The following is a 22,564-nucleotide window of genomic DNA, read 5'->3' as shown; positions in this document are numbered from 1 at the left end:
GCGCCGGCGAAGGGGATCAATCGAACAGGCGGGTGAACCAGGCGAACGGGTTCTTCTTCTCGCCGCCGGTCGTCGGTGCGGCCACCTTCTCGGCCTTCGCCACCATCGGCGCGCCCTCGATCACCGGCGTCTTGCCGGCATACAGGTCGCGCACCTGGCTGGCCGCGCGCTTGCCGCTACGCAGCGCGCCCTCGATGGTGCCGGGGTACAGCGCATCGGTGTGCTCGCCGGCGAAGGCGACCCGCGACAGCGGCTGTTCCCAGATCCGCCAGAAACGCGTCACCTGGCCCGGACCGTAGGCCAGGTAGGAACCACCGGTACCCGGATCGGCGCTGTAGCGACGAATTTCGTAGCCGGCGAAGGCACCGCGCATCTTCGGATAGAACTTGTTCATGCGGATCAGCACCTGGTCGACCATCTGCCGGTCGCCGAAAGCCTGCAGCACGCGGGCGTTGTCGCCGGACAGGTTGATCAGCACGTTGGCGCCGCCTTTCAGCGCCGGCTCGACCCAGATCATGCCCAGGCCCTGGTCGCTGAAGATCTCGCCGGAGAGGCGCGACTTGTCGTCCCACACCGGGCGCTTGAACTTCAGCAGGATCTGGTCGCGCCAGCCATAGTTGGTGCCCTTCAGCGCGGACATCTGGGTACCGCTCAGGGACGGGGTCATCTGGATCTGGCCGAGCGCCTTCAGCGGCACGGCGAGAACCACGTAGTCGGCCTTGTAGGTCTCGCTGCCGGCCTTGACGGCGACGCCGTCCTTGGCCTGGACGATGCTCGACACCTTGGACTTGGTCTTGATCGTCTTGATCTGCTTGACGAAGGCTTCCGCCAGCACCTGGCTGCCGCCGGGCAGGCGCGCCGCGCGCAGGTCGCGGTCATCGACGCCACGGTAGGCGCGGCCCTGCTGGGCGAGGTAGAGCAGCGACAGGCGCGACGGTTCGTCGTAGCGCGAGCGGATACGCTGGTTGACCAGCAGGCGCGCGGTCGGCGACAGGTTCAGCTTGTCCAGCCAGCGCGCGGCGTTCATCTGGTCGAGGGCGAACAGGGTATTGCTCGAGGCAGGGTTGAGCGGGTCGGAGATCGATGCCGAGAGATCGTCCAGGGTCGACTCGAAGCGCTTGAGGTCGGCGGCGACGTTCGGCTGCTTGAGCGCGAGATCGCTGCTGCTGTAGTACAGGCCGTCGATCAGGTAGCTGGGGGTGCGGACGAAGTCCGGCGCCGGCACCGGCTTCAGCTTGAAGGTGTCCAGGTAGGCATTGAGCGTGGGCTGGACCTTCTGGTTGCCGACCCATTCGCTGGTGGCCAGGCCGGAACGCCCGCCCACCTGCGGCCGCGCCTCGAGCACCGTGACCTGCCAGCCGTCCTTCTGCAATTCGTAGGCCGCGCTCAGGCCTGCCAGGCCCGCGCCGACGACGATCGCCGTAGGCTGTCTATCCTTGCCCAGCGCCACCGCGCTGAACACCCCCAACATGAGAAACGCCGCGGCGCGCAGCCACCTTAACGACATACCGGACTCCCCAGGAAAAAAGCAAAGACGCAACGGCGCGCAGCATACGCCAGAGCCGTTTGGGCCACCATAGGAGTCCGTCGGCGGCTGCTGTCGGATGTGTCCCAACCCGCCGGGTTGTTCATCTCACCCCCATTGCATAGGCTTTGCCGATCGATCCGAGGAGACAGCCCATGGGCCTTAACGCCGACTGGATGCAGCGCGACCTGAACGTACTCTGGCATCCCTGTACCCAGATGAAAGACCACGAACGCCTGCCGGTGATCCCGATCCGCCGCGGCGAAGGCGTCTGGCTGGAGGATTTCGAAGGCAAGCGCTACATCGACGCAGTCAGTTCCTGGTGGGTCAATGTGTTCGGTCACGCCAACCCGCGCATCAACCAGCGCATCAAGGACCAGGTCGACCAGTTGGAGCACGTGATCCTCGCCGGATTCAGCCACCAGCCGGTGATCGAGCTGTCGGAGCGACTGGTGAAGATCACCCCGCCGGGGCTCGACCGGGTGTTCTACGCCGACAGCGGCTCGGCGGGCATCGAGGTCGCGCTGAAGATGAGCTACCACTTCTGGCTCAATAGCGGCAGGCCGCGCAAGAAGCGCTTCGTCACCCTGACCAACAGCTACCACGGCGAAACCATCGCGGCGATGTCGGTGGGCGACGTGGCGCTGTTCACCGAAACCTACAAGTCGCTGCTGCTCGACACCATCAAGGTGCCCAGCCCGGACTGCTTCCTGCGTCCGGACGGCATGTGCTGGGAAGAACATTCGCGGAACATGTTCGCCCACATGGAGCGCACCCTGGCCGAAGGGCACGACGAGATCGCCGCGGTCATCGTCGAACCGCTGATCCAGGGCGCCGGCGGCATGCGCATGTACCACCCGGTCTACCTCAAGCTGCTGCGCGAAGCCTGCGACCGCTATGGCGTGCACCTGATCCACGACGAGATCGCGGTGGGCTTCGGCCGCACCGGGACGATGTTCGCCTGCGAGCAGGCCGGCATCGCCCCGGATTTCCTCTGTCTGTCCAAAGCCCTCACCGGTGGCTACCTGCCGATGTCCGCGGTGCTGACCAGCGAGACCGTCTACCGGGGCTTCTACGACGACTACCAGACCCTGCGCGCCTTCCTCCACTCGCACACCTATACCGGCAACCCGCTGGCCTGCGCCGCCGCCCTGGCGACCCTGGACATCTTCGAGGAAGACAAGGTGATCGAGGCCAACCGCGCGCTGTCCACCCACATGGCCAGGGCCACCGCGCACCTGGCCGACCACCCGCATGTCGCCGAGGTGCGCCAGACCGGGATGGTCCTGGCCATCGAAATGGTCCAGGACAAGGCATCCAGGACGCCCTACCCCTGGCAGGAGCGCCGCGGCCTGAAGGTCTTCCAGCATGGCCTGGAGCGCGGCGCGCTGCTGCGCCCGCTGGGCAGCGTGGTGTATTTCCTGCCGCCCTACGTGATTACCCCGGAGCAGATCGACTTCCTCGCCGAGGTGGCCAGCGAAGGCATCGACATCGCCACCCGCGACGCGGTCAGCGTGGCGGTCAGCGACTTCCACCCGGACCACCGCGATCCGGGCTGAACGTCGCCGCCCCTTCGTTCCGAGGGGGCCGGTTCCAGCGCCCCGCGGCAGGCAGTAAACTGCGCGCCTGTCGCCACTACCCTCGAATCGCCATGCGCCTGTCCCGCTTCTTCGTCGACCAGCCTCTCTCCCTCGGCCAGCACGACCTGCCCGAGGCCCAGGCCCACTACATCGGCCGCGTGCTGCGGCACGCCACGGGCGACGCCGTGCAACTGTTCGACGGCAGCGGCCGGGAATACCTCGGCGAGCTGGTCGAGGTCGGCAAGAAGAATGTCCGCGTCGAACTCCGCGAGCAGTTCGCCGGCCAGCCCGACTCGCCCCTGCGTATCCACCTGGGGCAAGGCCTGTCGCGCGGCGAGCGGATGGACTGGGCGATCCAGAAGGCCACCGAGCTGGGGGTGGCGGAAATCACCCCGATCGTCAGCGAGCGTTGCGAAGTGCGCCTGAAGGACGAGCGCGCCGACAAGCGCCTGCAGCACTGGCGCCAGGTGGCGATCAGCGCCTGCGAGCAGTGCGGCCGTTCGAGCCTGCCGCTGATCCATCCGCCTCTGGCCCTGGAGGACTGGCTGCGCGGGCGGGACGATGACCTCAGGCTGGTCCTGCACCCTGTGGCCGCCCCCCTGGCCAGCCATGCGCCGCCGTCGCGCCTGGCCTTCCTGGTGGGTCCCGAAGGCGGCCTGAGCGATGCCGAGGTGGAGCAGGCTCAGGCGGCCGGTTTCCACTCCGCGCGCCTCGGCCCGCGAGTGCTGCGCACCGAGACCGCGCCGGTGGTAGCGTTGGCGGTGGCCCAGCAACTCTGGGGCGACTTCACCTGATATCCCTCCCGCCGCTTTACAACGGCGACAGCCAGTGAATACCGTTGCGCAACCCACTTCGCAACGGATCGCACGCATGGACACGCCCGTTACCTTCGATTGGAAGATCCGCCTGCCCGACGTGCTCGGCGTACTCCGCCGAGACTATGCCGGACGCTTCCCGCAGTTGGCCTCCGCCGCACTGGAGACGCTGCTGGAGCGCCTGCGCGACGACCTTCCCGAGGATTTCCTGCCAGCCCTCGGCCAGGAGCTGGAATCCCTCGGACTGGCGTTGGTGGAACGCCTGGACGAAGACGACAGCCTGAACCTGTACGTGGTCGGCGCCCCCCACAGCCAGCGCCTCCTCGATGCACTCGCAGCGCAGGGCCACAACGCCCGCACGCTGCGCCAGGAAAACGCCCCCGAGGGCGCCCGGGCGGCCCTCCCCGCCGCCGCGCCGGCCGGCCTGGCGCCGGCTTCGGCCTACATCTGCCTCGAACACGCCGAGCACCTGGCGCCCGGCCTGGCCATCGCCCGCCTGCCGGGCGAGGACAGCCGCGACCTGCTGGACCTGCGCCAATGGCCCAGGCTGCAACGCCTGCCCGATGGCGCGGAGGAAACCCAGGGCGCGTTGCTCTGCCGGGCCAGTTCGGCGGACGGCCTGCACGCCTGGGTCAGGATGACCCGTTCGGGAAGCCCCTACGCCTGGCTGCATCGCTCCCGCGACCTCGCCTCGTTGACGCCCGAACTACCGCCCTTGCCGCTGCCGCCGGCGCAGTCGTTGCGCCAACGCCGCACCCCGGAACTTGCCATCGGCCTGGCCGGGGACGACCTGCTCCTGGCCGACCGCGGCCTGTTCTTCCTCTATCCGGGCTTCGCCCAGGGCAACGACGAACCGCGGTTGCTCTTCGAGGTGCCGCAAGCGCGGCGCTCCATCGAGAATCCGCCGGCGGTCTTCACCACTCCGGACCAGCGCGTCTGCCTGCTCTCCCGCGGGCAGTTCTTCGAATGGCGCGAGGCACGCATCCAGCCCCTGCCGTTCCCCGTCGGCAAGGATCTGCCCGCCGATCCGGCGCAACCGACCTCGGCGGCGCCCGGGACCATCGTCTGGCTGGAGCGTGAAACGCTCTGCGAAGGCCGGCTCGACAGCGGCGAGATCCGCAGCCACTCGCTGGACGGCCTGGCCGAAGGCCCCTACCTGAAGCTCCAGGCCCTGGACGGAGGCTGGCTGCTCCTGGCGCCGTGGCTGGAACCGCATCGCTCGCGGGACCTCGCCCAGCTCTGGCACCTCGAATCCGGCCGGGCGCTGCGCATCCGCTACGGCGAACTGGACCTGGAGGGCGGACTACAGCACTGGGCGGAGCTGCCCGACGGCCGGATCGTCGTCGGCGACCATGCCCGGCATGTCGACCTCGGCAGGTTCGAAAGCCTGCGCCAACGCCTGCTGCGGCGGCGCCTGGCGCCGGCCTGAGGCGCGTCTACAGCCCGCGCAGCGCCAGTCCCGCCAGGCCGAGCAGGAGCACGCCGCAACCGGCGTAGCTGACGCGGTGCCAGAACAGCGAGGTGTTGCGCCGCAGCCAGTCCACCAGCGCCGCGCAGCAAAAGCACCAGATCAGCGACGAGAGCATGAAACCGGCGAAGAACACCAGCGACTGCGCCTGGTTCGGCGTGCCGTCGACGATCCCCGCCAGGGCGCTGCCGAGGGCACCCCAGTAGACCACGTTCTTCGGATTGGACAGGGAGATCGCCGCGCCGGCGCCGAAGGCGTTGCGCCCCTGCTCGCCGGCATCCTCCGCCGCCAGCGGCGGACTCCAGGCGTCGCGCAAGCCTTGCACGCCGAGCCAGGCCAGGTAGGCGGCACAGGCCAGGGTCAGGGGAATCCGCACCTGCTCGTAGCCCAGCAGCAGCGCCAGTCCGGTAAGCCCGAGCAGGGCCCAGACGGCATCGCCGATCAGCGACCCCAGTTGCACCAGCAACGCCGGGCGGAAGCCGCCGGTCAAACCGCGGCGCAGCGTTTCGCTGAACACCGCGCCAGGGGAAACATTGAAGGCGAAACCGAACAGCAAGGCGGCGAGGAAGATGGCGAGCATGGAACGACGACTCCGTGGTGGGACGTCGGATTATCCCGGCCGGCGGCTCCGCCGACTTGAACCGGATTGCGCAGTTCAGCCGCGCACGGCGCGCTGGTAGCGGCCCGGCGAAATGCCGTAGGCGCTGGTGAAGTAACGGGTCAGGTGGCTCTGGTCGGCGAAGCCCAGGGCGTGGGCCACCTCGCCCACCGCCAGGCCACGGCGCAACAGGCCGAGGGCGCGGCGGGTGCGCAGTTGCATGCTCCACTGGCGCGGGCTGAGCCCGGTGGCCTTCTTGAACGCCCGCAGCAGGTGGTATTTCGACAGGCCCACCTGCTCCGCCATCTCATCCAGGTCCGGCGGTTCGGCCAGGCGCTCGGCGAGCAGCGCCTGCAGGCGGGCGACAGCCGGGCGCCCAGGATCGGCCCTCTGCGGCAGGCGGGTGCCGCTCGCCGCCAGCAGGCGGCCAAGGAAATCCAGCAGGCGCTCCTCGCCCCGTTCGCGGGCGAAACGGTCGCTGGCCAGCAAGGCTTCGATGCTGGCGGCCAACTCGCGGCCCAGCGCCGGACTGCGCAGCAGCGGGCGGTCGAACTCGACGGAGGAAAGATCCAGGCTGCTCGCCAGTTCGGCGGCAGGCAGATAGAGGCTGGCGAAGCGCCAGGGCTGGCCGTCGCGGACGCCGCCGCCCTGGATCTGCCCCGGGTTGTAGAGGGTCAGGTCGCCGCTGTCGGCCTGGAAGGTACGGCCATCCAGCCAGACATCTTCCAATCCGCAGAGGTTGGCGCTGATGACGAACTCGTCGTGGCTGTGCTTCTCGAAGCGGTGCCCGGCCAGGCTGGCGCTGGCGACCTCGAGGAAGGCGCCGATCCGCGCGTGCTGCAGGCCGGCCATGGACGGCTCAGATCAGGCCGGCGTCGGCGAGCTTCTCTTCGAGCCCGGCCAGGTCCGGAATCCGTGCGGTTTCGCCGCCGATGTCCACCGCCGCCAGTTCCAGCGCCGCCAGCGGCGCGGCGGTGCTCGCGAGATTGGCGTCCAGCCGCACCGAGCGCGGAATGCCCTGCACCAGCAGGGCGAGGAATTTCACATGGGGTCGTCCGCCGAGGGCGTTGATGACCACCACCCGCGCGCTGCTGCCGAGTACCGGCTGCTGTTCGCCGCTGGAGGCCGCCTCGAAGGACAGCAGCGGCAGGCGCAGGTCGCGCCAGGCCACCTGGCCCAGGTACCACTGCGGCAGGCCGGCGGCGACCTGCGGGTTGCGATAGGCGATCAGTTCGGCCACGGCGACGTTGGGCAACAGCAGGGTGCGGTCGCTCAGCGGCAGGAGCAGCCCGGTGAGGCTGTCCGGGGTCGGGTTGGCTGGGGTGTTCCGGCTCATGCCATCCTGCTCGATCACGGCCTGGTTCATGTTTCGACTCCTGTCGGCGCGCAGCGTGCGGCCAGATGCTTGACCAATGCCTCGGCCAGTTCGCGGGGGCTGGCATTGAAACTGCTGTAACCGGCTTCGCGCAAGCTGTCCGGCATGCTCGAACAGACGCAACTGTCGGCGCGCTGGGTCCATACCTCGCCACCCTGGCGCCGCACGTAGGCGGCAGCGGCGCTGCCGTCGCTACCCATGCCGCTGAAAACGATCACCCCGCAGTCGGGGCCGAACTGCTGGGCCAGGTTGAGCATCATCTGGTCGATGGACGGGGTGTAGGGTTCCGGCCAGGAACGCTGGCTGCATTTCAGTCGCCCGTCGTGGTGGAAACCGAGCTCGTGCAGCACCGGCACCACCATGACCTCGCCGCAACGCAGCGCTTCACCGTCGCGGACGTTCTTCACATGCCACTGGCTGTGCCGGCCGACTGCCTGCGGCAGGTTCTGCTCGAAGCTGGCATCGATGTGCTGGGCATAGAGGAAGCCGATCGGCAGGCCGCCGGGCAAGGCGTCGAGAAATGCCTTCACCGCCGCCGGGCCGCCGAGCGAGGCCGCCAGCAGCCACACCTCGCGGGCCGCTTCGCCGGCCTGCAGCGGCATCGCCGCGAGGTCGCCGGGAATCTCCAGGCGCGGCGGACGCTCCTCGTCGAGCAATGCGCCGAGGCTGTCGCCAACGCCATCACTGGGGTCGCCGATCAAGCGCTTCAGCTTGCCGATCAGCCGCCGTTCCCAGCGCGGGTAATGTTCGGTATGCCGCTCCGGCGCGTGGCCCTCGCCGAACAGCACCGGCGCACGGTCCTGCTCCAGCAGGCTGTCCAGCAGCGGCGAGTCGTCCTGCTGGGTCAGGTCCACCAGCCACAGGTCGGGCGCGCACTCCAGCGCGGCGTCGTCGACCCTGGCCGGGTCGGCGTTGAGCACCACCTCGTAACCATGGCCGAGCAGCGCCTGTTGCAACACGTGGCGCTGCAACGAGGTGTCGGCGATCACCGCGACCCGTGGCGTGGCGCGCTCACTCATGCTGGCCGACCAGGGACTGGATGGCTTCGAGCAGCTCGGTTTCCTGGTAAGGCTTGCCGAGGTACTGGTTGACGCCGATGCCCAGCGCGCGCTCGCGGTGTTTCTCGCCGGTCCGCGAGGTGATCATGATGATCGGCAGGTTGCCCAGGCGTTCGTCGTGACGCACCAGGGTGGCGACCTCGAAACCGTCCATGCGCGGCATCTCGATGTCCAGCAGGAGGATGTCCGGACGGTGCTCCTGGAGCTGGGCGATGGCGTCCACGCCGTCCTTCGCGGTCAACACGTTCATGCCGTTGCGCTCCAGCAGGCGGGTGGTGACCTTGCGCACGGTGACCGAGTCGTCCACCACCATGACCAGCGGCGGCCGCTGCTGCTCGCTTTCGCTCGCCGCCATTTCCTGGCGCAGCGCCAGGCGTTCGCGACGGCTTTCCTGGCCGAGCAGCGCGTGCCGGGAGCGGATGGTCGCCAGCAGGTCGAGGATCACCACCACCCGGCCATCGCCGAGCAGGGTCGCCCCGGAAATCCCGGCGACCCCGGCGAACTGCGGACCGAGGCTCTTCACCACGATCTCGCGGGAACCGGCCAGCGAGTCGACCTGCACCGCCACCGCATGCTCCGAGGAGCGCACCAGGATCACCGGCAAGGGCAGCGACTGGCCGACCAGCTTGGGTTCCTGGCCGTTGTTCAGCAGCTCGCCGAGGTACTTCAGTTCGTAGGACTGCCCGGCGTATTCGAAGCTGGGCGTATCCAGCCCCGCCTCGCCGCGCTGGTCGTAGAGCGCCTCCAGTTCGTAGGGCGAAACCCGCACGATGCCCTCGATGGTGTTCAGCGGCACCGCGTAGAGATCCTCGCCGGATAGCACCATCAGCGCCCGGTTCACCGACACGGTGAACGGCAGCCGCACGTTGAAGCGGGTGCCCTGGCCCGGCTCGGTCTGGATGCTCACCGAGCCGCCGAGCTGCTTGACCTCGGAGTTGGCCACGTCGAGGCCGACGCCGCGCCCGGAGATCTGGGTGACCTTTTCGGCGGTGGAGAAACCGGACTCGAGCACGAACTGCAGCACTTCATGATCGCTGAGGTCGCTGTCGGCGCTCATCAGGCCACGCTCGATGGCCTTGCGCCGTACCGCGTCGAGGCGGATGCCGGCGCCGTCGTCGGAGAGGGTGAGGAGGATGTCGCCGCCCTCGCGGCCGATGTTCAGGCGGATCGTACCGTGCTCCGGCTTGCCCGCCGCGCGGCGCGTCTCGCCGGACTCGATGCCGTGGTCCACGGCGTTGCGCAGCATGTGCTCCAGCGGCGCGACGATGCGTTCGAGGACGGTACGATCCATCTCGCCGTCGGCGTTGCCGACCACGAATTCGACCTGCTTGCCAAGCTCGCCGGCCACCTGCCGGACGATCCGCCGCAAACGCGGTACCAGCCGATCGAACGGCACCATGCGGGTGCGCATCAGGCCTTCCTGGAGTTCGGTGTTGACCCGCGCCTGTTGCAGCAGCAGGGTCTCCGCGTCACGGTTCTTCGCCGCCAGGGTTTCCTTCAGGTCGAGAAGGTCGGAGGCCGATTCGAAGAGTGCGCGCGAGAGCTGCTGCAACTGCGAATAGCGGTCCATTTCCAGCGGGTCGAACTCTTCGTAGCCGGCGCGTTCGGCATCGGCCTGGTGACGCGAGAGGATCTGCGCCTGGGTCTCGGTGTCGAGGCGGCGCAACTGGTCGCGCACCCGCTCGATGGTGGACTCCATCTCGCCGAGGGTGAAGCCGACGTCGCTCACCTGCTGCTCGACCCGGCCGCGGAAGATCGAGGTCTCGCCCGCCAGGTTGACCAGGTTCTCCAGCAGTTCCGCCGGCACCTTCACCAGCTCCTGCGGGGCACGTCGGGAAGCGGCCTCCTGGGCCGCCTCCTGGGCCTTGCGCACGAACGGCAGGGTGGTGGCCGGGGCGGCCGGAGGCGCCGCCTCGGCCGCCATGATCGCGCCGGCCGCCGGGGCCAGGCGGGTCAGCTCTGCCAGCGCGGAGGCCACCGCGCGGTCGGTATCGTCGGCCTGGACCAGCGCCTGGGCGGGCTCGGGCCGCTCACCGGCCTCGTCGTCCTCGGCCAGCCGCTCGCGCAACAGGTCGACCTGCCGCTGCAGGCCTTCCAGCCCCAACTGCGCATCCAGCAGCAGGCTGTCCGGCCACGGCGCGCCCTGTTGCTGCGCATCGGTGAGATGCTGCTCGAGGTCGTGGGCCAGGTTGCCCAGCTCGGTCTGTCCGGCCAGGCGCGCACCGCCCTTGAGGGTGTGCAGGATCCGCAGCAGGTCGTCCAGCGGCTGGGCGTCGCCGTTGCCGCCGTCCCAGCGGCCGAGCGCCAGTTCGAGGTTCTCCAGCAGGTCGTCGGCTTCCTCGAGGAAGATGTCGAGGATCTCGCTCTCGTCGGCCGCCGCGCCCTTCGCCGCCAGCGGCTTGAGGCTGACGCTGGTGGGTACGCTCAGTTGCTCGTCGGGATCGCTGCGCAGGCGCCTGATCTCCGCGATCAGCGCCTGCCCGTCGGGCAGCGTGCGGTGGCCACGCACCGCCTCGAGCATCTCGGCCAGCTCGTCGTGGCAGCGCTGCAGCAGGCCGAACAAGGCCGGGCTGGCGCGCAGGCGTCCACCGCAGAGGCCTTCGTAGAGGAATTCAAGCTCATGGGCGAGGTCGCCGATCTCGCCGATCTCGGCCATCCGCGCACCGCCCTTGAGGGTATGCAGGTCGCGCTGCAAGGCTTCCAGTTCGATGGTGTTGTCGACGTCGTCCATCCAGCGCTGCAACGCGGCGGCAGCGCTGTCGAGGATATCGAAGCCTTCCTCGAGGAAGATCTCCACCAGTTCGGGATCGCGCTCTTCGAACGCCTCCGCAGCAGGCGCGGCGGGCTCCTCGACGGCAGGTGCAACGAGTTCCTCGACAGGGCTTTCCGCCTCGCCCGGTGTCGCGGCCTCGGCCACCGGGCCCTGGCGGAACCGGCGGATCGACTGGATAAGGTCGTGCGGGTCGGCCAGGGGCTGGCCGGCGCTCAACTGGTCGAGCTGTTCGGCCAGGCGGTCGTGACAGGCTTGCAGCAATCCGGCCAGTTGCGGGGAGTGCTGGTAACGGCGGTCGACCAGTCCTTCGTAGAGGGCCTCCAGCTCGTGGGCCAGGTCGCCGATCTCGGCGATCTCGGCCATCCGTGCGCCGCCCTTGAGGGTATGCAGGTCGCGCTGCAGGGCGCTGAGCGAAGACAGCGCGCCCGGCTCGGCCTGCCATTGGGCCAGTGCCTGGCCGGCGCTTTCGAGGATGTCCACCGCCTCTTCGAGGAAGATCGACACCATTTCCTCGTCCAGCTCGCGGCCGGGAGCCGGTGCAGGCGCTGCCGGTACGGTCTCCTCGGCAGGCGTCCCGGCCTCTTCGAAGACCGCCTCGGGGAGGGCCGGTTCTTCGTCTTCCGGGGGGAAATCGTCGGCGCCGAGGCTCTCCGGGTCGATGAACGGAACGGCCTCGGCGGCGGGCGCTTCCAACAGCTCCTGCAGGGCCGCGACCCGCTCCGGACGCGGCGTGACCTGCAGGCCGGCGGCGACCTGGTCCATCATCCCGATCAGCGCCTCGTGGGCCTGGCGGGCTTCCTCGAAGAACGCCGGGCTGACCGCCAGGCGGCCTTCCTCGACGGCATCGTAGAGCGCCAGCAAGGCCTGGCAGAGTTCTTCCACCTGTGGCAGCTCGGCATGCCGGGCGCCCCGGTCCAGAGTGCTGAGCTCCTCGCGCAGCGCACTCAGTTCCTGGCGCTCCTGCGGATGCTCGTGCCAGCGCTCGAGCAGGTCCTCGGCGTCCAGCAGGATGTCCATGCCTTCGACGAGGAACGCCTCGATCAGCAACGGATCGCGGCGCTCGCCGGCATCGCTGTAGCGCTCGGCCTCGAGCGAGGCGATGCGTTCCTGATGCAGTGCCTCGATACGCTCCAGCAACGCGTCGCTGCCGGGGATCGGGTTCAATGGCCGTTGCGCGCCGACCTGCTCCAGGCCGATGCGGAACAGTTGCTCGGCGTCGTGCAGCAACTCCGCTTCGCGCAGGTCGAAGGCGAGCAGGTTGGACTTGTATTCCTTGACCAGTTTTTCCAGCGGCGTGGCGATCTCCGCGATCGGCAGGATGCCGGCCATGTGTGCGCTGCCCTTGAGGGTATGCAGGGCACGCTGCAAGGCATCGGTGACCGGCTGCGGCAGTTCGCGGGCGCAGTCGGCGAGGAAGCCGACCAGGGCCTCGAGATGGGTTTCCGCCTCGTTGGTGAAGATCTCCAGCAGTTGCGGATCGAGCAGTTCGACGTCGCTCTGCGCCTCGGCAGCGGCCTGCGGCGCGTCGGCCAATGGCGGCGCCTGGACGCCGTTGTCCAGGCTCGACGGCTGCTCCGCCCCGGCTTCCGGCGGTACTCCGCCGTCGTCCGGCGCCGGCGGTTCCGGCAGCGGCTCGCCCTTGGCCAGGGCATGCGCGGTGGCCGCCAGCAGGTCGACATCGTCGCGCTGGCGCTGGGCATTGGCGGCGAACTCCTCGACCAGCTCCGGCAACAGGGCCACGACCTGGTCCACCACTCGCTGCACCGGCTCGCTGGCGGCGATGCTGCGATCGAGCACGCGGTTGAACAGGTTCTCTATCGACCAGGCCAGTTCGCCGATCACCAGGGCACGGACCATCCGCCCGCTACCCTTGAGGGTATGGAAGGCACGGCGCACCTCGGTCAGCGCTTCGCGGTCGTCGTGGTCGGCTTTCCAGGCCGGCAGGTAGCGGCCGATGGTCTCCAGGACCTCGCCGGCCTCCTCGATGAAGACCTCGCGCAGTTCCTCGTCCACCGGTTCCTCGTCGGCCGGCGGTGGCAGCAGGCTGACCGGAACGTTCTGCGCCGGCGGGTTGATCGGCTGCACCGGCGCAGCCATCACCTCGGCCAGAGACAGGGCCGGCGCTTCGCTGGCGAGCGCCTCGGCGGCAGGCGGCGCCTCGGCCTCAGCCTCGGGCAATTGCACCTCGGGGAGATCGAGGTCGGAAAGATCCAGTTCCTCCAGGCTCGAGCCCTCCCAGGCGGACACCTCGCCCTCCGCCTCCGGCAAGGCTACATCCAGCGGCAGCGGATCGAGCGCATCGAGAACCAGCTCCTGTTCAGCGGAGCCATCGAAAGGCTCCAGCGCCGGCAACGGCTCGAGGCTTTCCAGCGGCGCGTCGAAGGACAACGCCGGCTCCTCCAGGCTCAGATCCAACGTCTCGCCGGCCTGCGCCGGCTGCGCCAGGTCATCGCCGAGCCCCCACTGCTCCGGCAGCGACCAGTCCGCCAGGGCCGCCGGCCCGGAGGCCGGGGCCGCATCGGCGGGCAGGTCGAGGCCGGAGAGATCGATCTCGTCGAGGCTGAAATCGTCCAGGCTGCGGGCAGGCGCCGGGGTCGACTGCGGCTGGCCGCTCTCCTCGACCACCTCCGGCAACGCCGGCGGCACTTCGGCGGAATCGTCCAGCGGCAGGTCCAGGGCCAGGTCGAGGGACGGCTCGCCGGCGTCGGGCGCGACTTCGCCAAGGGTCCAGTTGTCGTCGCTGGCCAACTGCGGGGCATCTTCCCTCGCCGCCTCGGCAGGAGCCGTGTCGGCGGGCGGTTGCTCCGCTGTCTCGGCGACCTCGACGACCGCCTCCGGCCTCTCCGGCTCGGCAGCCGGGGACTCGATGGCAGCGGGCCCGGACAGGCCAGGCTCGGCCGGGGCCGACGAATTCGGTTTCAGCGTATAGCCGAGGTTCGCCAGGCTGTCCTCGGCGACGTCGAGGATCAGGTCGCTCTGGCTGGCATGGTCCTCGCTCAGGCGCTCCAGGTAATACTCGACGCTGGTGGTGGCATCGGCCAGGGTATCCAGGCTCTGCCAGTCCGGCACCGCCTTGCGCGCCAGCAGCTGTTCCTGGATATAGCGGTTGCAGGTTTCCAGCAGGGTCGCGGCGCGCTCCAGCGGGATCATCGCCAGGCCGCCGCGGACCTGGGTCAGCAGCTCCGGCACGCGGGCCAGGTGCTCGTGGTTCCACTGCGAGGCGATGAACTCGATGATCGCGTCCTTGGCCTGCTCCAGACCGTTGCGCGCTTCCTTGATCACCAACTGGTGGATCTGCGCCACATCGGTGGTGGGCAGGCGGCTTTCCTCGCTGTTGCGCTCGTCGCCGGGACCGGCCATGCCGGCCAGGGTGGCCTCGACGTAGAGCAACGCGCCGGCGACGTCCATCAGGATCGCGTCGCTCGGCTCGCGGCGGCCCTGGGCCAGGGCGTGGATGACGTCCAACTGGTCGAGGATGACCTTGCGCGGTTGGCCGAAGCCGAGTACCGCCAGGGTATCGGCGATCTGCTTGAGCGGCGCCAGGAGGGCGTCCAGTTCCGAGGGGTGGCCACGGTCGCTGCGCACGAACAGGTCGAGGCTGTCCTTGATCCGCACCAGTTCCTCGCACAAGGCACCAACCACCGAACGCATCGCGTCGCGGTCGGGTCCGGCGAGGCGGGCGCGCTCGGCGTCCACCGTCTCGTGGTCGGGCAGCGCCTCGTCGAGGCGGTACTGTTCCTTCAGAGCGCGGATCCGCGGCGACTGCGAAGGCGCCTTGGCCACGTAGAACAGCAGGTTCTTCACCAGCTCGTCCGGCGCGGCCTGGTTCAGGCCGTCGGCGCCCTGCTCGACCAGGCGCTTGAGTTCGCGGTCGAGCTGGCGCAGCAGGGTGCGCACCGAGGCGCTGTTGACCACGCTACCGTTGGCCAGGCCCTCGACCAGGCCGGAAGCGATGCTCCACAGCGGCCCCAACGGTGCCTCGCGGCACAGGCCCTCCAGGCGCGCATAGACACGCGCCAGGTAGCCGAGGCTGGTGGCCACGTCCTGGTTGCGCAGCAGGCCGACCAGGGCCATCTGCTGGGTCTGGCGCAGCTTGCGCAGCAAGCCGCCGAGTTCGTCGGTGCGCAGTTGCGCGATGGCCTCGCCGTCCAGTTGCGGCTGGCGCTGCGACAGGTCGGGCGCGAACAGGCTGGTTTCCGAGAGCAGCTTCTCGCCGCGCGCGGCGCGCAGGTCGTTGAGCAGCGGCAGGACCACCATCGGCAGGTCGCGCCGGGCGGTCTGGATCCGGTCGAGGTAGACCGGCAGTTGCAGGATCGCCTGCATCAGCACTTCCAGGGCCTCGCCCTGGTTCGGCACGCGACCGTCCAGCAAGGCCTGGACCAACTGCTCCATTTCCTCGGCGAGCAGGGCCGCGCCGTAGAACTCGACCATCTGCAGGGTGCCCTGCACCTGGTGCACGTAGGTCAGGCAGAACCGCATGCGGGTCGGGTCCTGCGGGTTCTCGACGAACGCTTCCAGCGCCTGGCGCGCCTGTTTCAGGGTTTCGGCGATCTCGCCTTTCACCCACTCCAGAGCGACGTAGTCGTGCCGGTCACCCATAGCCACTCCATTCATGTGCCTGAGTACCCCTTACGGGTAAAGGCCAGGACCCGCTCGTCGGCGACCGGCTCGAGCTCCGGATGGCTCCAGTCGACCACTTCGCCGACCCCGATCACCAGCAAGCCTCCCGGCGCCAGCCGTTCGGCCAACCGGTTGAGGATCTCGCGCCGTCGCCAGCGACGGAAGTAGATCAGCAGGTTCTGACAAAAAATCACGTCCATGCCGGACCAGGGCGCCTTCGCCAGGTCCAGCACATTCAGCCGGGCGCAGCAGACGCGCTCGGTCAGTATCGTTTTCACGCTGAAGCTGCCGTCGGCCTGGCGTTCGCAATAGCGTTCGACCAGCCCGGCCTCCAGTTGCTCCAGCTTGCGGGCCGGATAGTTCGCCTGCCGCGCCCGCTGCAGGGCGTGAAGGCTGATATCCGTCCCGGTGACGCCGAAAAAATCTTCCCGTTCCTGCCCGCGCAACACCTGCGCGGCGCACATCGCCAGCGAGTAGGGTTCCTCGCCGCTGGAGCAGCCGACGCTCCACAGGGCCCAGGGCCGCGGCATGCCTTCGCGGCGCAGGCGCTCGCCCAGGTAGCGCTCGAGCAGCTCGAAAGACGGGGGATGACGGAAGAAACGGGTTTCCTGGACGGTCAGGCGGTCCAGCAGGGTCGCCCACTCCACTGCGCCACGCGGACCGTCGGTCACCTGGCGGTAGTAGCTGTGGTAGTCGCCGATGCCCAGTTCACGCATGCGCGCGGTCAGGCTGGCCTGCAGGAACGTCCGGCGTTGCTCGTTGAGCACCACGCCGGTGCGGTTCTCCAACAGGACCTGCCAGTCGCGGAACTCCGCTGCCGACATATCGGCCAGCGGCTGCAGTGACCAGACGCCGTTCGCCTGCATGCCGTGCCCCTCGTCCAAGGTGTCGACGCGGCGCCCGCCAGGCGGCCGCCGCGCCTATGCTCAGGCCTGCTCCACGCCCTCCGGCAGTTTGAAGCCGGATACCGAGTTGCGCATCTCGCTCGCCATCTTCGCCAGGTTGCCGATGCTCCGTGCGGTGGCGGTGGTACCGGCGGAGGTCTGCGAGGTGATCTCCTGAATGACGTTCATGGTGTTGGAAATGTGGCCGGCCGACGATGCCTGCTGACGGGCGGCGTTGGAGATGTTCTGGATCAGCGCCGCGAGGGTCTTGGATACCTTCTCGATCTCCTCCAGGGCCACACCGGCGTCCTGGGCCAGGCGCGCGCCGCGGACCACCTCGGAGGTGGTCTGCTCCATCGAGATCACCGCTTCGTTGGTGTCGGTCTGGATGGTCTTCACCAGCGCCTCGATCTGCTTGGTCGCCGCCGAGGAACGTTCCGCCAGTCGCTGTACCTCGTCCGCTACCACGGCGAAGCCGCGGCCCGCGTCCCCGGCCATCGACGCCTGGATCGCGGCGTTCAGGGCGAGGATGTTGGTCTGGTCGGCGATGTCGTTGATCAGGCTGACGATGTCGCCGATCTCCTGGGACGATTCGCCGAGGCGCTTGATTCGCTTCGAGGTGTCCTGGATCTGCTCGCGGATGTTGTCCATGCCGGTGATGGTGTTGTGCACCACCTCGTTGCCCTTGTTGGCAATGGCTACCGAACGTTCCGCTACCGCCGAGGATTCCGAGGCGTTCGCCGATACCTGGTCGATCGACACCGCCATTTCGTTGATCGCCGCCGAGGCGCCGGCGATTTCCTGCGCCTGGTGCTCGGAGGCTTCGGCCAGGTGCATCGCGGTGGACTGGGTTTCCTGGGCCGCTGCGGCCACCTGCACGGCGGTCTGGTTGATGGTCTCCACCAGTTCGCGGAGCTGGTCGATGGAGTAGTTGATCGAGTCGGCGATGGCGCCGGTGAAGTCCTCGGTCACGGTCGCGGCCACGGTCAGGTCGCCGTCCGCGAGGTCGGCGATCTCGTCGAGCAGACGCAGGATCGCGGCCTGGTTGCGGTCGTTCTTCTCGGCGGTCTCGGCCAGCCGGCGGTTGGTCTCGCGCACCATCACCAGGCCGATCAGGATGATCGAGGCCAGGGCCAGGGCGCCGAGGGCGTAACCGGCGAACAGGTTGATGCTGCGCCCGCCGGCCAGGTTCTCGAAGCCGTCGGCCAGTTGCGAGGCCTTGTCCAGCAGGGTCTGCGAAACGCTGAAGATGTTGTTCGCCGCTTCCCGGACCTGGAACAGGTCGGGCGAGGTCTCGAGGATCTCGTCCACCGAACCGGAGACGAACTCGAAGAGTTCGGCGATCTCGTTCAGGCGATCCACCGCCTCGGCGTTGGTCACCTTGGAGATGCTCATCGCCGCGTTGCCTTCCTGCATGCCCTTCAGTACGCGGCCGAACAGGCTGGCGTCGCGGCCGAAGCTGTCGGCGGCCTGCACCGAGTTCTCGTCGCCGGCCAGCACCTTGTTCACCGAGCCGAGGATACGTTCGGCGAGCAGCGACTGGCGCTGGGCGACCGCGACCTGGTCGGCCGGGGCACCGTTCTCCAGCAGGATGTCGACCACCTCTTCGTATTCCACCTGCAGCTGCGGGATGGTTTCGGCGAGGGTCGAGGCCACCTGGTGCAGGGACAGTACGGTCTGTTCGCTGGCGAGGATGGAGTCGGCGTTCTTGCGCAGGCCATCCCAGTCCTGCTGCACCACGTCCATCTGCGGCTTCACCGCTTCGGGGCTGGGCGGCAGGGATGTGCTCTCGTCGCCGTTGACCAGGATGTTCCAGCGTTTCTCGAAGTCGTTGCGCGCATCCTTCAGGAGCTTGAACGCCTCGCCCTTGCCCGCCGCCGCTTCGGTGGCGTTCTTCGCGATCCGCTGCGACAGGACGCGCAGTTCGCCGGCATGGCCGATGTACTGCTTGTCATGGTTCGACTGGGTGTTGAGGTAGGCAAAGTTGGCGAACAGCAACACGATCGAGACGATGAGGACGATGAACAGCCCCGCGATCACCGAGCTGCTGCGCATGCCCGCGAAAAGATTGCCTGCGTTGATTTTCTTCATATTTGGCCCCCGCCCGGACCGACCACGATTACGATTTCCATGTCACGACACGGGCCGGCAGACCGGCCCAACCGGTGAAGCTGTTTATACGGCGACGTCGAGGAAGCCCTGGTGTTGCGCCAGCGCATGCGGGCTGAACACCAGCCACGGCTGCTCTCGATGGAAGACGCCATGAATGAAGGGTTGCAGTGCCGCTTCTAGTGGCGGCAGCTGTTCGCTGAAGGTGTCCACCGGGAAGTGCTGCATGCCGAACACCTCATCGACGATGAGGCCGGCGAACACGTCCAGGTGCTCCACCACCAGCACCCGCCGCTGCTTGCGCAAGGGCGACAGTTCGGTGCCGAGGAAACCGCAGAGGTCCATGATCGGCAGCAGGCGGCCACGTACGTTGGCCACCCCCTTGACCCAGGTCTTCACGCCCGGCAACTGGGTGTAGCGCGGTTCGTGCAGGACTTCGCCGACCTCCCCCATGGGGGCGACGAAGAACCGCCCGCCCATGCGGAAGCCGATCCCGCTCCAGCTCTGCACCGCCTCCTGCTGGGCCGGCAGGCCGGCGGCCAGGCGTCGGCAGCGCTGATCGATGTCGACGAGGAGCTGGAAGGGGGTCTGAACGTCCGACATGCGGGGCCTGGTCTTTCCGGGGTCAGGGTGAGCGATGCGCTGCGACGGGCTCAGCCCGCCAGCACCGCATTGATGGTTTTCAGCAGGGTCTCTTCGTCCACCGGCTTGGTCAGGTAGTCGCGAGCGCCCTGGCGCTTGCCCCAGACCTTGTCGGTCTCCTGGTCCTTGGTGGTGACGATGATCACCGGGATGGCGCTGGTCTCGGCGTCCTTGGTCAATTGACGGGTCGCCTGGAAGCCGTTGAGGCCGGGCATGACGATGTCCATCAGGACCACGTCGGGCTTTTCCTGGCGGGCCAGGGCGACGCCGTCGCCGCCGTTCTCGGCCTTGAGTACCTGGTGACCATGCTTTTCCAGCATGGCGGTCAGCTTGTACATCTCGGTCGGAGAGTCATCAACAATCAAAATACGAGCCATGGGATCCCCATCACGAAATAAGCATCAACGGCCATGCGGCCGGATATCAGGAAACGGCGTCCACCGGGGTGAAGCTGGGTACGTGTGCCTTGATCGCGCCCAGCAGCTCTTCCTTGCTGAACGGCTTGGTGAGGTACTGGTCGGAGCCGACGATGCGCCCCTTGGCCTTGTCGAACAGGCCGTCCTTGGAGGACAGCATGATCACCGGGGTGGACTTGAACGCGCTGTTGTTCTTGATCAGGGCGCAGGTCTGATAGCCATCCAGGCGCGGCATCATGATGTCGACGAAAATGATGTTCGGATGGGTATCGGCGATCTTCGCCAGGGCATCGAAGCCGTCGATTGCCGTGATCACGTCGCAACCGACCTTTTTCAGCAGTGTTTCGGCGGTGCGACGAATCGTTTTCGAATCGTCGATCACCATCACTTTCAAACCGTCGGATTGCTGTTCCATGTTCGCCCTATATCGACTCGGTGAATCATTCTTCTGTGTTTTCTTCAGTGCGCTAACGCCCTGTCACCGACGGGCTGCGACCCAATCGCGGGCCTTTTTAGCACACTCGACGCAACTCTATCCATAATGCCCGGAACAGGCCGGCTTTTTCCTTGACCAAGCGCAAACGGGGCGCCAACCTGAGCGTCAAACCCGCTTGCCACGCGGCCTCCCCGCCGCGACCGGACAACCCCCCCCCTTTCGGAGGAATTCCCATGAGCGTACGCCTCGGGATCGTCATGGACCCCATCGCGCGCATCAACTTCAAGAAGGACAGCTCGCTCGCCATGCTGCTGGCTGCCCAGGCCCGCGGCTGGTCGCTGTTCTACATGGAACAGCAGGACCTCTACCAGAAGGCCGGCGTCGCGCGTGGACGCATGCGCCCGCTGAAGGTCTTCAACGATGCCTCCCGCTGGTTCGAACTGGAAGCGGAAAGCGACCAACCGCTGCACGAACTGGACGTGATCCTGATGCGCAAGGACCCGCCCTTCGATAACGAATTCGTCTATTCGACCTACCTGCTGGAACAGGCCGAGCGTGCCGGCGCCCTGGTGGTGAACCGGCCGCAGAGCCTGCGCGACTGCAACGAGAAGTTCTTCGCCACGCAGTTCACCCAGTGCACTCCGCCGACGATGGTCAGCCGGCGATCCGATATTCTGCGCGAGTTTGCCGCCGAGCATCGTGACATCATTCTCAAACCCCTGGACGGAATGGGCGGTTCGTCGATATTTCGTCACCGCGAAGGCGACCCGAACCTCTCGGTGATCCTCGAGACCCTCACCCAGCATGGCAGCCAGCAGATCATGGCACAGCGCTATCTGCCGGAAATCAAGGACGGCGACAAGCGCATCCTGATGATCGACGGCGAACCGGTGCCCTACTGCCTGGCGCGCATCCCCGCCCAGGGCGAGACTCGCGGCAACCTCGCCGCCGGCGGCCGCGGTGTGGCCCAGCCGCTGAGCGAGCGCGACCGCTGGATCGCCGCCGAGGTCGGCCCGCACCTGCGCGAGCGCGGCCTGCTGTTCGTCGGCCTCGACGTGATCGGCGATTATCTGACGGAAATCAACGTCACCAGCCCGACCTGCATCCGCGAGATCGACCAGGCCTTCGACACCCGCATCGGCGACAAGCTGATGGACGCCATCGCCGCCCAGCTGGCTGCCCGCTGAATCGCGCGGGCGGGCCTCGGTCCGCCCGCCTCGGCCCGCCCGATGCGCCACGGCGAGCGACCGCGTGTCCAAGGCGCGGAGTGCGTCATAGACTTTTCCGCCCCCCATCGGCAGACTTCGCCCCACGCCAGCCACCACGATCCGCAATGAACGCCGCCGTCCTCAAGTCCCCCTCCGCCGCTGCCGGCGTCCGCCCGGCGGACCGTTTGGGCTTCACCCTGTTCATCGCAGCCATCCTGCACGTCGCCCTCATCCTCGGGGTGGGCTTCTCCATGCCCGCGCCGAGCCAGATCAGCAAGACCCTGGAAATCACCCTGGCCACCTTCAAGAGCGACAAGGCGCCGGAGAAGGCCGACTACCTCGCGCAGATGAACCAGCAGGGCAGCGGAACCCTGGAGCACAAGGCCGCGCCGAAGACCACCGAGGTCGCGCCGTTCCAGGACAACCAGGTGAAGAAAGTCGCGCCGCCGGCTACGCCGAAGCAGGCCAGGAGCGAAGAGGCGCCCAAGGCCGCGGTGACCACCACCCGCCAGCGCCAGCAGAAGGCACCGAGCAAGACCCAGGCACAGAAGGCCGAGCAGGTCGCCAAGCCGGCGCCGCATTTCGACTCAACCCAGCTGTCGGCGGAAATCGCCAGCCTCGAGGCCGACCTGGCCAAGGAGCAGCAGGCCTACGCCAAGCGCCCGCGCATCCACCGCCTGAGCGCCGCCTCGACCATGCGCGACAAGGGCGCCTGGTACAAGGAAGACTGGCGCAAGAAGATCGAACGCATCGGCAACCTCAACTACCCCGACGAGGCCCGCCGGCAGAAGCTCTACGGCAGCCTGCGGCTGCTGGTGTCGATCAACCGCGACGGCACCATCTACGAGGTGCAGGTGCTGGAGTCTTCCGGCGAGCCGATCCTCGACCAGGCCGCCCAGCGCATCGTCCGCCTGGCCGCGCCCTATGCGCCGTTCAGCGGCGACCTGGCCGACATCGACCGGCTGGAGATCATCCGTACCTGGCGCTTCGAACGCGGCGACCGGCTGTCCAGCAAGTAGCGCCGGCAAGGCTGGCTTTCTCGCGTCCGAAGCAGGAC

16 protein-coding genes are annotated in these 22,564 nt (G+C 68.0%); 5 read left to right on the top strand and 11 right to left on the bottom strand.

What is annotated here, in order from left to right:
* Nucleotides 1-16 precede the first annotated feature (16 nt).
* A complete protein-coding gene (locus ACM0M4_RS02330; RefSeq protein WP_009315065.1) occupies nt 17-1,507 on the bottom strand; it encodes a flavin monoamine oxidase family protein in 1,491 nt (496 codons plus the stop codon).
* Between the two features lie 173 nt (nt 1,508-1,680).
* On the opposite strand from ACM0M4_RS02330, the gene ACM0M4_RS02325 reads away from it, so the two are divergent.
* The 3 genes from ACM0M4_RS02325 (at nt 1,681) to ACM0M4_RS02315 (ending at nt 5,349) form a co-directional block, all read left to right on the top strand.
* Nucleotides 1,681-3,084 (top strand): adenosylmethionine--8-amino-7-oxononanoate transaminase, encoded by a 1,404-nt coding sequence (locus ACM0M4_RS02325; protein ID WP_003117900.1) that lies wholly within the window; start codon nt 1,681-1,683, stop codon nt 3,082-3,084.
* A 92-nt stretch (nt 3,085-3,176) separates the two neighbouring features.
* Entirely contained in the window at nt 3,177-3,899 is a 723-nt protein-coding gene (locus tag ACM0M4_RS02320) for a 16S rRNA (uracil(1498)-N(3))-methyltransferase (RefSeq protein ID WP_023086910.1), read from the top strand.
* A 34-nt stretch (nt 3,900-3,933) separates the two neighbouring features.
* A complete protein-coding gene (locus ACM0M4_RS02315; protein ID WP_004346594.1) occupies nt 3,934-5,349 on the top strand; it encodes a hypothetical protein in 1,416 nt (471 codons plus the stop codon).
* Between the two features lie 7 nt (nt 5,350-5,356).
* On the opposite strand, the gene ACM0M4_RS02310 is transcribed toward ACM0M4_RS02315, so the two are convergent.
* The 10 genes from ACM0M4_RS02310 to pilG all read right to left on the bottom strand — a co-directional run bounded on the left by ACM0M4_RS02310 (nt 5,357) and on the right by pilG (nt 20,278).
* Nucleotides 5,357-5,968 carry a LysE family translocator gene (locus ACM0M4_RS02310; protein ID WP_003084610.1) on the bottom strand — a complete coding sequence of 204 codons (612 nt, stop codon included), beginning with the start codon at nt 5,966-5,968 and terminating at the stop codon, nt 5,357-5,359.
* 75 nt (nt 5,969-6,043) lie between these two features.
* Complete coding sequence (locus tag ACM0M4_RS02305; protein ID WP_003106121.1) at nt 6,044-6,838, bottom strand: AraC family transcriptional regulator; 795 nt, start codon at nt 6,836-6,838, stop codon at nt 6,044-6,046.
* A gap of 7 nt (nt 6,839-6,845) precedes the next feature.
* Nucleotides 6,846-7,352: a chemotaxis protein CheW gene (locus ACM0M4_RS02300; RefSeq protein ID WP_003106119.1), complete on the bottom strand. Its 507-nt coding sequence runs from the start codon at nt 7,350-7,352 to the stop codon at nt 6,846-6,848.
* Nucleotides 7,349-8,380 carry a chemotaxis protein CheB gene (locus tag ACM0M4_RS02295; protein WP_003106117.1) on the bottom strand — a complete coding sequence of 344 codons (1,032 nt, stop codon included), beginning with the start codon at nt 8,378-8,380 and terminating at the stop codon, nt 7,349-7,351. Before ACM0M4_RS02295 ends, ACM0M4_RS02300 begins: the two co-directional genes overlap by 4 nt.
* Nucleotides 8,373-15,791, bottom strand: coding sequence for a chemotaxis signal transduction system protein ChpA (gene chpA / locus ACM0M4_RS02290; protein ID WP_434323977.1), 7,419 nt, complete (start codon nt 15,789-15,791; stop codon nt 8,373-8,375). Before chpA ends, ACM0M4_RS02295 begins: the two co-directional genes overlap by 8 nt.
* A gap of 11 nt (nt 15,792-15,802) precedes the next feature.
* Nucleotides 15,803-16,678 carry a type 4 fimbrial methyltransferase PilK gene (pilK, locus tag ACM0M4_RS02285; RefSeq protein ID WP_003100938.1) on the bottom strand — a complete coding sequence of 292 codons (876 nt, stop codon included), beginning with the start codon at nt 16,676-16,678 and terminating at the stop codon, nt 15,803-15,805.
* 60 nt (nt 16,679-16,738) lie between these two features.
* The gene (pilJ, locus tag ACM0M4_RS02280) at nt 16,739-18,787 is read right to left on the bottom strand and encodes a chemotaxis chemoreceptor PilJ (RefSeq protein ID WP_003100940.1); all 2,049 of its coding nucleotides are present in this window, start codon (nt 18,785-18,787) and stop codon (nt 16,739-16,741) included.
* Nucleotides 18,788-18,871: 84 nt separating this feature from the next.
* A complete protein-coding gene (locus tag ACM0M4_RS02275; RefSeq protein ID WP_003084590.1) occupies nt 18,872-19,408 on the bottom strand; it encodes a chemotaxis protein CheW in 537 nt (178 codons plus the stop codon).
* A gap of 50 nt (nt 19,409-19,458) precedes the next feature.
* Complete coding sequence (gene pilH, locus ACM0M4_RS02270) at nt 19,459-19,824, bottom strand: twitching motility response regulator PilH (RefSeq protein WP_003084587.1); 366 nt, start codon at nt 19,822-19,824, stop codon at nt 19,459-19,461.
* Between the two features lie 46 nt (nt 19,825-19,870).
* Complete coding sequence (gene pilG / locus ACM0M4_RS02265) at nt 19,871-20,278, bottom strand: twitching motility response regulator PilG (protein ID WP_003084583.1); 408 nt, start codon at nt 20,276-20,278, stop codon at nt 19,871-19,873.
* A gap of 254 nt (nt 20,279-20,532) precedes the next feature.
* Between pilG and gshB the strand changes: the two genes are divergently transcribed.
* Both gshB and ACM0M4_RS02255 read left to right on the top strand, forming a co-directional pair.
* The gene (gene gshB, locus ACM0M4_RS02260) at nt 20,533-21,486 is read left to right on the top strand and encodes a glutathione synthase (protein ID WP_003100943.1); all 954 of its coding nucleotides are present in this window, start codon (nt 20,533-20,535) and stop codon (nt 21,484-21,486) included.
* A 146-nt stretch (nt 21,487-21,632) separates the two neighbouring features.
* The gene (locus ACM0M4_RS02255; protein WP_003162015.1) at nt 21,633-22,526 is read left to right on the top strand and encodes an energy transducer TonB; all 894 of its coding nucleotides are present in this window, start codon (nt 21,633-21,635) and stop codon (nt 22,524-22,526) included.
* The last annotated feature ends 38 nt before the right edge of the window (nt 22,527-22,564 follow it).

It is taken from the genome of Pseudomonas sp. 18-147, assembly GCF_051048045.1.
Lineage (GTDB): Bacteria > Pseudomonadota > Gammaproteobacteria > Pseudomonadales > Pseudomonadaceae > Pseudomonas > Pseudomonas aeruginosa.
This window is presented reverse-complemented; position numbering and strand designations above follow the sequence as displayed.